Source organism: Billgrantia gudaonensis (assembly GCF_900100195.1).
Lineage (GTDB): Bacteria > Pseudomonadota > Gammaproteobacteria > Pseudomonadales > Halomonadaceae > Halomonas > Halomonas gudaonensis.
On sequence record NZ_FNES01000029.1, the window covers coordinates 1 to 14,121 of the forward strand.

Consider the following 14,121-nt stretch of genomic DNA (forward strand, 5'->3'; position numbering starts at 1 on the left):
GCCGGCACAGTGCGATTGGGATGATCAGCCCAGAGGCCTTCGAGGCCCGAGTGATCGCTTAGATCGGTGTCCACGATTGCTGGGTAAGATCAAAGCTCGAGAGGATCTGCTGTTGGTGCTGGGTGGCGTGAGAGCGACCGACGATAACAAAGACCATTCGCTAGACTAAGGTATGGGAATGCCGAAGATACGCAAGAAAGTCACCCTGGAGGACGTTGCCAGGGAAGCCGGGGTTTCCCTGGGTAGTGCGTCCAAGGCGCTGTCGTCTCCTGAAAAAGTCAGGCCGGCCACGTTGAACAAGGTGTTGGATGCCGTGGCCAGGATGGGCTATGTGCGCAATGGCGTGGCTCGTTCGTTGGCCTCTCGAAGAACCTGGCGGGTGGCGGTGGTGTATCCGACGCTGAAGAACCCGATGTTCTCCAATTCGATCGATTCCTTGCAGCAAAGCCTGTTGGAAATGGGCTACCAACTGGTCATCGGCAGCCACGAGTACAACCAGAAGCGCGAGGTCAAGGTTCTCCAGGCCTTGGTCGAGAGCGGTGTCGATGGCGTGATTCTGGTGGGCACCGACCATGACGATGCGGTGTTTCGGATGCTCGAGACCTATGACGTCCCCTATCTGATGATGTGGTCGACGGACGAGACGAATTACCCGCACACCATCGGCTTCTCGAACCGGCAGGCGGCCTATGAAATCGCCAAGCACGTGATCGCCAAGGGGCATCGAAAGGTAGCGCTTTGCGGCGGTCCGGCAGAGGGAAACGAGCGCTCTCGGCAGCGTCGCGCGGGCTTTCTGGCAGCGCTCGAAGAAGCGAATATCGACATCGAGCCGGCGTGGCTCATCGAAACGCCATTCTCGCTCGATGGCGGGCGGGAGGCGATCAAGCGATTGCTGGCGGCTGGGGAACTGCCGACGGTGTTGATCTGCGGTACCGACCTGCATGCCATCGGTGCCATGCATCAGTGCCAGTTGAGCGGTATCGACGTTCCCGGCAGATTGTCGATCACGGGGTTCGACGACATCGAATTCGCCAGTGCCATGTCCCCCGGCTTGACCACGGTGAGGGTGCCGATGCACGACATCGGGGTCGAGGTGGCGCGAACCATCGTCGCGATCATCGATAACGAGGCGCCGGTCGAAGCGCTCGAGCTGGAGACGATGATCGTCGAGCGTGAGAGCCTGAGGGACTTGAGGGATGGCGAAGCGGCTGGATGAGACCAAAGGCTAATATCGACGGCCGTCTTCCATCTGCTATTCCTTACGCAAATCGAATCGAAGGTGACTGACACCTTTTTTTTGAAGCCTGGAATGAAGCGCTTCATTTTTTTGGCGAAGAACTTGAAGCGCTTCATTTTCGGCAGCGGATGCTGCGGGAACGCGGTGAACCCCTCGATGAGGACGATAACGGGATGCATGAGAACTACATCAATGGCGAGTGGGTCGGCGCTGGCGAAGTCAATCGCAACCTGAACCCTTCCGACACGCGCGACGTGGTGGGCGAATATGCCCGCGGCGATGACGCTCAGGCTCGCCAGGCGATCGATGCCGCCAGCGACGCCCTCGAGACGTGGGCCACATGGACGTCCGAGGCGCGTGCCGATGCGCTCGACCGGATCGGCGACCGTATTCTCGCCGACAAGGAGCGTCTGGGCGAGCTGTTGGCCCGCGAAGAGGGCAAGGCGCTGGCCGAGTCGATCGGTGAGGTCACCCGTGCCGGGCGAGTCTTCAAGTTCTTCGCCGGCGAGGCCATCCGCTTCGGCGGTGAATTTTTGCCCTCGGTGCGCCCTGGCGTCAGCGTCGAGGTGTCGCGCGAGCCCGTTGGCGTGGTGGGGATCATTACGCCGTGGAATTTTCCGATTGCGATTCCCGCCTGGAAGATTGCCCCGGCCTTGGCGTATGGCAACAGCGTGGTGTTCAAGCCCGCCGATCTGGTGCCCGGCTGCGCCTGGGCGCTGGCCAGCATCGTCGATGAAGTCGGTGGGCTTCCCAAGGGCGTGTTCAACCTGGTGATGGGGCCCGGCTCCAAGGTGGGCAATGCGCTGGTCACCTCGCCGAAAGTCGATGCGATCACCTTTACGGGCTCTTCGGATACGGGAAGGCGGATAGCCGCGGAGTGCGCCGTTCGCGGCGCGAAGTTCCAACTGGAAATGGGCGGCAAGAACCCGCTGGTGGTGCTCGACGATGCCGATCTGGAACTGGCGGTTTCTACGGCCATCAATGGCGCCTTCTTCTCCACCGGTCAGCGCTGCACGAGTTCGAGCCGTCTGATCGTCGAGAAAGGCATTCACGACCGTTTCGTCGAGCGCATGCGCGAGGCCACCCAGGCTCTGACGGTGGGCAACGCTCTGCATCCCGATACCCAGATCGGGCCGGTCGCTTCTCAGGCGCAACTGGATCAGGACCTGAGCTACATCGAGGCGGCCAAGCGCGCGGGTTGCCGGCTCGAGGCGGGGGGCGAGCGCCTGTCGCTGGAAACGCCAGGCTATTATCTGACCCCGGCGCTGTTCTCGCAGACCCGTAACGACATGCCGATCAATCGTGAAGAGGTCTTCGGCCCTGTGGCAACGGTGATCGAAGCCGATGACTACGAGCATGCACTGGCGCTGGCGAATGACACCGTTTATGGCTTGTCGTCCGGTATCTGCACGCAGTCGTTGGCGCGTGCCACGCACTTCAAGCGTCACTCCAGCGCGGGCATGGTGATGGTCAATTTGCCAACGGCAGGCGTCGATTATCACGTGCCTTTCGGGGGGCGCAAGGGGTCGAGCCATGGACCGAGAGAGCAGGGCAGTTACGCCAAGGAATTCTTTACCAACGTGAAGACGAGTTACACGCTGGCTCAGGGAGTTTGATGTGGAAATCACTGGAAAAACGAAAATTTGCGCCATCATCGCAGACCCGATTCACCATGTGAAAACGCCGCAGGGAATCAACCGCCTGTGCGAGGAGACGGGCAAGGATGCCGTCATGGTGCCGGTGCATGTCTCGAGCAAGGATCTCATTTCAGTGGTGAATGGCTTCCTGGCCATGCAGAACCTGGCCGGTTTCGTGATCACCGTGCCGCACAAGACAGCCGTGGCGAAGCTGTGCGACGAGCTCAGCGACGATGCTGCGCGCATGGAGGCGGTCAACGTCATTCGGCGTAGCGCCGATGGCAAGCTGCATGGCGCTATTCTCGATGGCAAGGGGTTCGTGGCGGGGCTTCGCGAAGAGGGCATCGAGCCCGAAGGACGCTCGGCCTATCTGGTTGGCGCCGGCGGGGCGGCCAGCGCCATCGCCTATGCCTTGGCCGAGGCGGGGGTCAGCCGCCTGACCCTGGCCAACCGCACCCAGGAGAAAGCCGAAGCGCTGAGGAAACGACTCGCTGAGGCCTACCCGGCCCTGCCCGTGAGCCTGGGCGGGCGCGACCCCAAAGGCCACGATCTCGTCATCAATGCCACCTCGCTGGGGCTGAAGGAGGGGGATCCGCTGCCGCTGGACGTCGAGGGCCTGACGCAAGAGCAGATCGTTGCCGAGATCATCATGGAACCCGCGGAGACAGCGCTGCTGAAAGCCGCCAAGAGCAAGGGCTGCACCGTTCAGTATGGGCTTCCCATGCTCAAGAATCAGCTCAAGCTCATGGCCGAGACGATGGGGCTGTGAGCATGCTGCGATCACTCGACAAGCGGGAACGGGAAGCCTGGCGCAATGGGTAAATACGATTACGTCATCGTGGGCGGTGGAACGGCGGGTTGCATACTGGCGAACCGCCTGACGGAGGATGGCAAGTACAGCGTGCTGCTGCTGGAGGCCGGCGGGCCACCACGGAGCCCTTGGATCAAGATTCCGGCGGGGTTCAGCAAGCTGTTGACCAACGGGACCTATAACTGGCGCTTCGAGTCGTGCCCGGAGGCCGGCACCAAGGAGCGGGTGATCGCCATCCCGCGCGGCAAGGGGCTGGGCGGTTCCACCCTGATCAACGGCATGATCTACGTACGCGGCCAGCCGAACGACTACGACCGGTGGCTCGACGAAGGTGCCGCCGGCTGGAGCTGGCGGGATGTCGAGCCTTACTTCAGGAAGCTGGAAAACTTCGCCGAAGGCGGAGCGTCCCGGGGCAAGTCGGGCCCGATGTACCTGGAGCGCGTCAAGGAACGGTTCCCCATTTCCGATGCGTTCCTGGCAGCGGCCGCCGAGGATGGTCAGCCGTTCAACGAGGATTACAACGCAGCGGATCAGGAAGGGGTCGGCTATTACCAGGTCACGCAGCGCAACGGCCAGCGCTGGAGCGTCGTGGACGGCTACCTGAAACCGGCGATGGCGCGCAGCAACCTGACGGTGTCGACCGGCAGCCGAGTGCTGCGCATCGAGCTCGATGGAAGCCGCTGCACCGGCGTGACCTACGAGCGTGACGGAAAGCGTGAAACCGTGGCGGCGGCCCGCGAGGTCGTCCTGTGTGCGGGAGCCGTCCAGAATCCTCAGATCCTGGAGCTGTCCGGCATCGGCAATCCCGACGTATTGTCGAAGGTCGGCATCGAACCCAGGATCGAGCTGGCCGGCGTCGGCGAGAATTACATCGATCACTATGCCACGCGCATGAATTGGCGAGTGCGCAACACCGTCACGCTCAATGAGATGTCACGCGGGCTGCGGCTGACCAAAGAAGTGGTGAAGTACTTCACCAGTCACAAGGGCATACTGACCCTCGGTACGGGTCTGGTTCACGGATTCGTCAAGACGCGGCCGACGCTGAGTTCGCCAGACGTCCAATTCTTCTTCGTGCATGCCAGCTACGCCAATGCGGCGACTCGCGTTCTGGATCGGCAGCCTGGAATGACGATCGGCGTCACGCAATTGCGCCCGACATCGAAGGGTAGCATTCATGTCGAAAGTGCCGATCCGGCGGCGGCTCCGTCGATAAAGCCCAACATGCTGGCGACGGAAAAGGACTGCCAGACACTGGTGGATGGCATGAAGGTGGCTCGTAGAATCGTCGAGCAGCCAGCCATGCAGCAGTTCGTGTCGCATGAAATGTCTCCGGGCAAGGAAGTGCAAACCGACGAGGAGTGGCTGGAGTTCGCCCGGGAGAATGGGCAAACCATTTACCACCCGATTGGGACCTGCAGGATGGGTGACGGCGATGACGCGGTCGTAACCCCGAACCTGCTGGTAAAGGGCGTGGAAAAACTGTCGATTGCCGATGCTTCCGTGATGCCGGCGATGGTGTCGGGTAATACCCAGGGCGCCGTGATGATGGTGGCCGAAAAGGCAGCCGACCTGATTCGTGGCAGGGCTGAATGAGCACAAAGTATGACGATGAAAGTGCTTGTGGTAACGCCGAGTGGTGTTATTTTCAAAGCATAAAATGAAGCGCTTCATTTTTGTGTTTCGTGACCTAATCCGCCATGAAACGCTAGCTGGACACGACAATACAGTGGAGGACTCATGACCCGCAGCACGCAGACGAAAACGATGAAGCAAGTCACGGCTCGGCAGCCGGGCGGTCCCGATGTGCTGAGCGTCGTCGAGGGCGAAATTCCGGTACCGGGCCCACGCGAAATTCTCGTCAAGGTGGCCGGTGCCGGTGTCAATCGCCCCGATGTGATGCAGCGCATGGGGGGGTATCCGCCACCGCCTGGCGCGACCGACGTGCTGGGGCTGGAGATCAGCGGTCGCGTGGTAGAGGCGGGCAGCGAGGTGTCTCGTTACTCGGTCGGCGATGCCGTGATGGCGCTGGTGGCCAGCGGCGGATATGCCGAGTATGCGGTAGTGGACGAGCGCAATGCGCTGCCCGTTCCGGCGACGATGTCCCTGGTGCAGGCAGCGGCGGTTCCCGAAACCTTCTTCACGGTGTGGACCAACGTCTTTCAGCGCGGCGGCCTCGAGGAAGGCGAGACGTTCCTGGTGCATGGCGGAACCTCAGGGATCGGCACGACGGCCATACAGCTCGCCAAGGCTTTCGGCGCGAACGTGATCGCGACGGCGGGAAGCGACGAAAAATGCCAGCAGTGCCTCGAGCTGGGTGCGGCCCATGCGGTCAACTACAAGACCCAGGATTTCGTGGCGGCGGTGAAAGAGATCACCGGTGGTCGTGGCGTCGATTTGACCATCGACATGGTCGGTGGCGACTACCTCAACCGCAATATGGAGGTGGCCGCCGACGAGGGGCGCATCGTGCAGATCGCCGTGATGAAGGGGCCCGAGTCGACCATCAATGCCTGGCTGTTGCTGGCCAAGAAGCTGTGGCTGACCGGGTCGACGCTGCGAGCGCGCTCCATCGAGCAGAAGCAGGACATTGCCGAGGATCTCGAGGCCCGCGTCATGCCGCTGTGGGAGGAGGGGCGCTGCCTGCCGGTTATCGACTCCACCTTCGCCATCGACGATGTGGTGGAGGCGCATCGCCGAATGGATGCGGACCACATCGGCAAGATCGTGCTGACTTTCGAATGACAGGGGGCGTCATGGGCAGGATCGTTGCCGATGGCATCGTCGATGCGCTGGAGCGTCACGGTGTCAGCGAGATCTTCGGCCAGAGCATTCCGTCGAAGGTATTCCTGGCGGCCACCGCACGGGGCATACGCCAGGTGGGGTATCGCACCGAGAATGCCGGAGCGGCAATGGCGGATGCCTATGCGCGGGTTTCCGGCAAGGTGGCGGTCGTTGCGGCGCAGAACGGCCCGGCTGCCGCACTGCTCGTGCCCGGCCTCGCCGAAGCCTTCAAGGCTTCCATTCCCGTGGTGGCCCTGGTGCAGGACGTGGCCGTACGCAGTCGCGACAGGAATGCGTTCCAGGAACTCGATCACTTCCGTCTGTTTTCCGGGGTGGCCAAGTCGACTCGCCGCATCGAGTCGGCCGATCGCGTGGATGACGCCATCGACATGGCTTTCGTCGAGGCCGCCTCGGGCAGGCCGGGACCGGTGGTTCTGCTGGTGCCGGTGGACATCATCGACGAGCCGGCCGGGGAGGAGGCTGCGGTTTCCCCACGCCGCAATCGGTACGGTCGCTACCCATTGGACAGGACGCTGGCGGACCCGGGCGCGATTGCCGGCGCGGCCGATCTGATCGCGTCGTCGCGCAGGCCGGTCGCCATCGTGGGCGGTGGTGTGCATACCGCCGGCGCTTACGCGGAAGTGGAAGCGCTTCAGAACCTGGGAGTGCCGGTGGCCACCACTGTGATGGGCAAGGGCGCGGTCGATGAGACCTCGCCGATGTCCGTCGGCGTGGTGGGTTACTTCATGGCGGCGCGCAGTCGCACGGAACGCCTGCGCTTCGTGGTCGAGGAGGCCGATCTCGTCCTGCTGGTGGGCAACCGGACCAACCAGAACGGCACCGACAGCTGGAGCCTCTACCCCGAGGGAGCGACTTACATCCACATCGATGTCGATGGGCTGGAAGTCGGCCGCAACTATGAGGCCACGCGTCTGGTCGGCGATGCCAAGTTGACCCTTGGGGCCCTGACGCAGGCGCTGGGCGAGCGCGATCTGTCGGCCATGCAGAGCTGGTCGGCGACGGTGTCCGAGCGAATCGCTCACGAGCATGCCGCCTTCGACCGGCGCCTGGCCGAGGCAGTGACGCTTTCCGCCACGCCGATTCGGCCGGAGCGCATCCTGCACGACCTGGATGGCTGCCTGGATGGCAACAGCCTGGTGGTGGCGGATGCCAGCTACTCCTCGATCTGGGTGGCGAACTTCCTGACGGCCAGGAAACCCGGGCGGCGTTTCTTGACCCCCAGAGGACTGGCGGGTCTCGGCTGGGGCTTGCCCTTTGCCCTGGGAGCGAAAGCGGCGATGCCGGATGCGACGGTGCACTGTGTCACCGGTGATGGAGGCTTTGGACACGTCTGGGCCGAAATGGAAACGGCGGTGCGCATGCAGCTACCGGTTATCATCACGGTGCTCAATAACCAGACGCTTGGCTATCAGATGCACTCCGAACTGGTGCTTCACGGGGACTACACCGATATCTGTCATTTTTCTCACGTAGACCATGCAGGCATTGCCAATGCCTGCGGGGTGCGAGGTGTCAGGATTACGCATCCTGACGACTATTTGGTTGAGCTGAGGAGGGCCATTGACGAGAAAGTACCCACGTTGCTGGAAGTCATGATAGATCCAGATGCATATCCGCCAATCACGAGCTTTCAAGGTAGCGAAACGTTACCGAACGGTAACCAATAAAAAGCTAAACATACAGTAATGATCAGGAGCATATGACCATGAAATACAATCACAAATTCCGCCGCACTGTCATCAGCAGCGTCGTTGCGACAGCCCTGCTCGGCGGTATCTCAGCCCCTGCCTTTGCCGAGGTGAAGTTCGGAGCGCTCTATCCACTGAGCGGCGGACTGGCTCTTCTCGGTGAAGAAAGCTATCGCGGCCTGGAGCTGGCAGTCGATCAGATCAATGCGAATGGCGGCGTCCAGGGCGAGACCGTCGTGCTCGAGACGGGCGATGCCGTGGACAACAACCAGGCGATCGGCGAAGCTCGCCGGCTGATCTCTCGCGAAGACGTCAAGGCGATCTTCGGTACCTATGCCTCTTCACGCTCCATCGCTGCCTCCCAGGTGGCCGAAATGAGCAAGGTACCTTACTTCGAGCTGGGGGCCGTCGCCGACGATGTCACTGAGCGCGGGCTGAACTACGTATTCCGTACCAACCCGACTGCCTATCACATGGCCGAGACCATCATCGAGATGCTGGTCGAAGGCATCGCTCCCGAGCTCGGCGTCGACCCGACCGAGCTGCGCATCGGCATCATCCATGAGGATTCCAACTACGGCTCGTCGGTGGGCAAACACCAGCGCGCGTTTGCCGAAGAGCATGGCCTCAACATCGTGATGGAAGAGCATTATCCGGCGTCATCCGTGGATATGTCTTCCATCGTGCTTTCATTGCAGGAAGAAGAGGTCGACGTCGTTCTGCAGACCTCCTATCAGGACGATTCGGTTCTGTTCCTTCGCCAGGCCAACGAGCGCGATTATCGTCCCAAGGCGATCATCGGCGGCGGCGGTGGCTACTCGATGACGCCGACTGCCGAGGCAGTGGGGCACGATGTGATCGACGGTGTCTACGATGTCGACTTCACCCAGTACAACATCGACCCGGAATTCGCTCCCGGCATCGAGGACTTCGTGGCTTCCTATGAAGAGAAGTACGAGGAATCTCCCCGTTCTGGCCACTCCCTGATGAACTATGCCGGGGCCCTGGAACTGCTGCGTGCCATCGACGCGGGTAGCGGGTTCTCCGCCGATGAGATCAAGGAAGCCGTGCTGGCGATGGATGTCCCCGTTGGTGGAACGGCAGCCGGTATCGGCATCAAGATCGGCGAGAACAACCAGAACGAGCGTGCCAGCATGATGGGTATGCAATGGCAGGATGGCGAGTTGGTTACCGTTTATCCGGAAGGCGCCAGCGTTGCCGACATGCGGACTAGCCAATAATAACCCCGAGGTTACCAAATGGAATTAATTATTAGCCTTGTCGTCAATGGGTTAATGCTTGGTAGCCTTTATGCCATGGTCAGCGTCGGTTTGACGCTGATCTTTGGCATAACGAAGGTTATCAACTTTGCTCATGGCGAATTCATGATGATAGGGATGATGTTGACTTACATCATCACGACCTATCTCGGCATTCACCCCTATTTGACGCTGGTCTTCATCATTCCCTTGTTGTTCGTGTTGGGTATTTTCGTTCAGAAATTCCTGATAGAACCGCTCAAGGATTCGGATGAGCACATCCAGATATTTGCAACGGTCGGCCTGTCGATCGCCATGATAAACCTGGTGTTGATGATCGCGGGTTCCGACAATTTCAATACGCCGTCCAGCGGCATGCGCCATGCTCTGGGTCTGGGGCCGGCAACGGTGCTGACAGGACAGGTCGTCATCATGCTGTGCTCCATCTTCATGGTGGGTGGGCTGCATTTGTTCCTGACACGGACGCAGATGGGGCGTGCCATTCGAGCCACCGCTCAGAACCGCAACGCAGCGCAGCTGATGGGCATCAATGTGTCGCGCATCAATATGGTGACATTCGGTATCGGTATCGCTTGCGTCGGTGTCGCTGCCGTTCTGCTGTCTCCGTTGTATCCCGTCAATGCCCAAACGGGGCAAAGCTTCGTCCTGATTGCTTTCGTGATCGTCGTCATGGGGGGATTGGGTAGCATCACTGGGGCTTTCTTTGCCGCCTTGATCATTGGCCTCGTGGATTCTTTTGCCGGTTTCTATCTGGGGTCGTCACTGAAGGATGTCGCGGTGTTCGGTATCTTCCTGCTGATCCTGATATTCCGCCCGTCCGGGCTGTTCGGCAAGGCAAGAAAACTGGCACACGTGTCTTGAGAAACGCTGTGGCGTCACCGGAGAAAGTGTCATGAACGATAAGACGATATCCTCTGCACCGGCGAGGAGTCATGGGGGCGGTATGCAATGGTTTCTCAACAAGAAGATACTGTTCTTCATTACCCTGGCCAGCTTGATTCTCATCCCGATAGGTGTCGGCGATGATTACATCTACCATATCTTCATCACCATCTGTCTGTTTGCCGGGCTGTCGACCGCCTGGAACATCGTGGGCGGCTATGCGGGGCAGCTCTCGCTAGGGCACGCCATCTATTACGGCATCGGCGCCTACACGGGAATGCTGATGCTCAACGCGGGCGTTTCTCCCTGGATCAGCATGTTCGTCGGGGCCATTCTGGCTGCCGGGGTGGCGGTCGCCATCAGCTACCCCTGCTTCAAGCTGCATGGGCCGTTCTATGCTCTTGCCTCCATTGCTTTTCTGGAGGTCTTTCATGTCATTTCGCTGAACTGGGTCGGCCTGACGGGCGGCGCCAATGGCGTGATGGTGCCCCTCGAAATGGGCTGGAGCACCATGATCTTCACGGAGCGGCTGCCTTCGCTGGTGATCGTATTCGGGTTGATGTCGTTTGCCCTCGCCGTTGCCTGGGCGATCCGCCGCAGCAAGCTGGGTTTCCAGTTGATTGCCACCCGCGAGCGTGAGTCGGCCGCCAGGGGAGCCGCGATTCGCACCGTGCATGTGCGGTTGTATGCGGCGGCGATTTCCGCCGGCCTCACGGCCATGCTCGGGACTTTCCATGGTTCGTACCTGACGTTCATCGAGCCCGAATCGGCTTTCAATCTGACGTTTTCCATCCAGATCGTCCTGTTCGCCCTGGTGGGTGGGCTGGGCACCGTTTTCGGTCCGCTCTACGGCACGATTCTGCTGGTGCCCATCACGGAGCTGGCGCGCGGCTGGCTGGGTTCCAGTGCCATCGGTCTGCATGGGTTCGTGTACGGGGTCGTGCTGGTCCTGGTGGTGCTGTTCATGCCGGATGGCATCATGAGCTTCATCCAGCGCTACCTGCCGACTTCCCGGGTTCGCCGCTTCGACACCAGCGTCGAGAGCCCCGTCGATCACGTTCACCTGGACGACATAAGGAAGCCCGCGCGCCCGCCGATCGGCGACGTGGTGCTCAAGGTCGAACATCTCGACAAGCACTTCGGTGGCCTGCACGTCACCAACGATGTCTCCTTCGACCTGCACAAGGGAGAAGTGCTGGGCATCATCGGGCCCAACGGGGCCGGCAAGACGACGGTCTTCAACATGATTTCCGGCTTCTTGCGTGCCGACTCCGGCTCGGTTGCGGTGCTCGGCGAGGACGGCCACTTCGTTTCTCCGAAAACGCCCGGTGCCTTTGCCAGGAGCGGTGTCGGCCGGACCTTCCAGATCGTTCAGCCTTTCGCGGCCATGACGGTGGAAGAGAACATCATGGTGGGTGCCTTCCATCGCTTCCGCTCGGTGGAGGAGTGTCGCAAGGCGGCACGTGAGATCGCCTACGAGCTCGGGCTGTATCGCTTCCTGGACGAAGAGGCCAGAAATCTTCCCATTGGCGGTCTCAAGCGCCTCGAGGTGGCCCGTGTCATGGCGATGCGTCCGCGCATCCTGCTCTTGGATGAGGTAATGGCCGGCATCAACCCCGCCGACCTCAGGGAAGCCATCGAACTGATCAAGGTGATTCGTAACAGCGGCATCAGCATCATTGCCATCGAGCACGTGATGCAGGCTGTCATGGAGCTCTCGGACCGCGTGATCGTGATCAGTTCCGGCGAGATTCTCGCGCAAGGCAAGCCGGAGGAAGTGGTGAAGAACGAGGCTGTCATTGAGGCCTATCTCGGCAAGGAGGCGTCCGATGCTTCGACTGAATAATGTGACGGCCGGCTATGGTGCTACCACGATCCTGCACGATGTCTCGCTGGAGGTGAGCGAAGGTGAAGTCGTCACCATCGTGGGGGGCAACGGTGCCGGCAAGACGACCACCCTGAGAACGGTGTCCGGCTTGATCGAAGCCTCCGCCGGGAGCATCACCTTCGAAGGCGAGGACATTACCCACTTGCCGGCGCATCAGGTGGTGAATCGCGGGATCACGCTGATCCCCGAGGCGCGTCAGCTCTTTCCGGAAATGACCGTGCTCGAGAACATCCAGATGGGCGCTTATCGTCCGGCGGCAAAGTCTCGATACGACCAGCGACTGGAAGAGGTGCTGACGCTGTTTCCCCGCGTGAAGGAGCGCCTTCATCAGCAGGCGGAATCGCTGTCGGGCGGTGAGCAGCAGATGGTTGCCATCGCGCGTGGGATGATGGCCTGTCCCAAGCTGATGATGTTCGATGAGCCCTCCCTGGGGCTGGCGCCGATCGTCGTCTCCCAGGTCTTCGAGGTGGTCAAGCGGATTGCCGAGAGCGGCACGACGGTGTTGATCGTCGAACAGAACGTGTATCAGACGCTCAAGGTCGCCGACAGGGCCTACGTCATCGAGAACGGAAGAATCGTGATGGATGGCCAGGCGGAAGAACTGATGGGCGATGACCACATTCGAAAAGCATATCTGGGGATTTGAGACATGGCTCTAGAGAGTTCCTTACGCTATCGACCCAGCCATGCCGGTAGACATGTACTCGTCACCGGCGGCGGCGCCGGCATTGGCAGGGCCATTGCCATGGCGTTTGCGTCGCGTGGTGCCAATGTCTCGGTCATGGACTGGTCGGCCGATAGCGCCCAGGAGGTGTGCAATGCCATCCGGGAAGCGGGAAGAGGCGATGCCTATCCGTTGTCGGTCGACGTTTCCGATTACGCCGCGGTCGAACGCGGCGTGAGAGAGGCGGAAGCCCACTTTGGCGCCCCCGTCGATAGCGTGGTCAACAATGCCGGGATATCTCCCAAGCATGGCGGCCTGCCGGCCTCCGTCTGTGACATGGCGCCGGAAGAGTGGAATCGGGTGGTGGGGGTCAATCTGACGGGGGCCTTCAATACCATCCGCGCGGTGGGTGATGGCATGCGTCGTGCGCGGCGGGGCCATATCGTCAACATGTCCTCCGTTGCCGGCAAGACCCACTCGCCGGTGGTGGCATGCCATTATGCGGCGACCAAGTCGGCCATCATCGGCTTCACCAAGCACCTGGCCGCCGAACTGGGGCCTTACGACATTCGCGTCAATGCGATTGCCCCGGGGCGGATCGAGACGCCGATGGTGCTTGCGGTGGATGCCGCCATCAACGATGAGCAGGTTCGCCTGACTCCGCTCGGTCGCCTGGGCAAGCCGGATGAAGTCGCGGACCTGGCGCTGTACCTGACGTCGGACGAGTCGAGTTTCGTCACGGGGCAGACCATCGATGTCGCCGGTGGGCTTTACATGACTTGATGCCGCCTTGCGGACGATCTAGCACGAGCGACTGCGATGTCGTGTTTCCCCTTGCCCAGCTTCGTGCTGGGCTTTTTTCCCCGAGATACCATGATCGCCAGACTGGACACGGCCCACACCGACCCGGCCACGCGCCTCGCCGCTCCCTACCTGCGCTTCCTCGAGGCGCTGACCGACGCCGGCTTCGCGGGCGAGATCGCCCCCGACTACGCCAACCGCACGGTGCTCGCCACCGACAACTCCATCTACCAGCGCCTGCCCCAGGCGGTGCTCTACCCCAAACACGCCGACGACCTGGCGCGCATCGCCCACCTCGCCGGCCAGGTGGAACACCGCCAGGTGGTGCTCGCCCCGCGCGGCGGCGGCACCGGCACCAACGGCCAGTCGCTCACCGACGGCCTGGTGGTGGACGTCTCGCGGCACATGAACGCCATCCTCGACATCGA

General features: G+C 61.3%; 12 protein-coding genes. All 12 read left to right on the forward strand.

The features are described from left to right. The first annotated feature begins 178 nt into the window (after positions 1 to 178). The gene (locus BLP96_RS19280; protein ID WP_089689160.1) at positions 179 to 1,216 is read left to right on the forward strand and encodes a LacI family DNA-binding transcriptional regulator; all 1,038 of its coding nucleotides are present in this window, start codon (positions 179 to 181) and stop codon (positions 1,214 to 1,216) included. 194 nt (positions 1,217 to 1,410) lie between these two features. After that, on the forward strand, positions 1,411 to 2,853 hold the full coding sequence (locus tag BLP96_RS19285; protein WP_089689161.1) for an aldehyde dehydrogenase family protein: 1,443 nt from the start codon (positions 1,411 to 1,413) through the stop codon (positions 2,851 to 2,853). Between the two features lies 1 nt (position 2,854). Continuing rightward, on the forward strand, positions 2,855 to 3,643 hold the full coding sequence (locus tag BLP96_RS19290) for a shikimate dehydrogenase family protein (RefSeq protein WP_089689162.1): 789 nt from the start codon (positions 2,855 to 2,857) through the stop codon (positions 3,641 to 3,643). A gap of 45 nt (positions 3,644 to 3,688) precedes the next feature. Continuing rightward, positions 3,689 to 5,281, forward strand: a complete 1,593-nt coding sequence (locus BLP96_RS19295; RefSeq protein WP_089689163.1) for a GMC family oxidoreductase — start codon at positions 3,689 to 3,691, stop codon at positions 5,279 to 5,281. Between the two features lie 144 nt (positions 5,282 to 5,425). Continuing rightward, entirely contained in the window at positions 5,426 to 6,430 is a 1,005-nt protein-coding gene (locus BLP96_RS19300) for an NAD(P)H-quinone oxidoreductase (protein WP_089689164.1), read from the forward strand. Positions 6,431 to 6,441: 11 nt separating this feature from the next. Next, positions 6,442 to 8,157 carry an acetolactate synthase catalytic subunit gene (locus BLP96_RS19305; protein WP_218118645.1) on the forward strand — a complete coding sequence of 572 codons (1,716 nt, stop codon included), beginning with the start codon at positions 6,442 to 6,444 and terminating at the stop codon, positions 8,155 to 8,157. Positions 8,158 to 8,195: 38 nt separating this feature from the next. Continuing rightward, complete coding sequence (locus BLP96_RS19310) at positions 8,196 to 9,419, forward strand: ABC transporter substrate-binding protein (RefSeq protein ID WP_089689170.1); 1,224 nt, start codon at positions 8,196 to 8,198, stop codon at positions 9,417 to 9,419. 18 nt (positions 9,420 to 9,437) lie between these two features. Continuing rightward, positions 9,438 to 10,319, forward strand: coding sequence for a branched-chain amino acid ABC transporter permease (locus BLP96_RS19315; protein WP_089689166.1), 882 nt, complete (start codon positions 9,438 to 9,440; stop codon positions 10,317 to 10,319). 82 nt (positions 10,320 to 10,401) lie between these two features. Then, positions 10,402 to 12,186: a branched-chain amino acid ABC transporter ATP-binding protein/permease gene (locus BLP96_RS19320; RefSeq protein ID WP_218118646.1), complete on the forward strand. Its 1,785-nt coding sequence runs from the start codon at positions 10,402 to 10,404 to the stop codon at positions 12,184 to 12,186. Further along, on the forward strand, positions 12,170 to 12,874 hold the full coding sequence (locus BLP96_RS19325) for an ABC transporter ATP-binding protein (RefSeq protein WP_089689168.1): 705 nt from the start codon (positions 12,170 to 12,172) through the stop codon (positions 12,872 to 12,874). The genes BLP96_RS19320 and BLP96_RS19325 overlap by 17 nt, the downstream gene beginning before the upstream one ends. 3 nt (positions 12,875 to 12,877) lie before the next feature. Continuing rightward, a complete protein-coding gene (gene fabG / locus BLP96_RS19330) occupies positions 12,878 to 13,675 on the forward strand; it encodes a 3-oxoacyl-ACP reductase FabG (RefSeq protein ID WP_089689169.1) in 798 nt (265 codons plus the stop codon). A gap of 90 nt (positions 13,676 to 13,765) precedes the next feature. Beyond that, on the forward strand, positions 13,766 to 14,121 hold a 356-nt coding region (locus tag BLP96_RS19335), incomplete at its 3' end, for an FAD-binding oxidoreductase (RefSeq protein WP_143005154.1).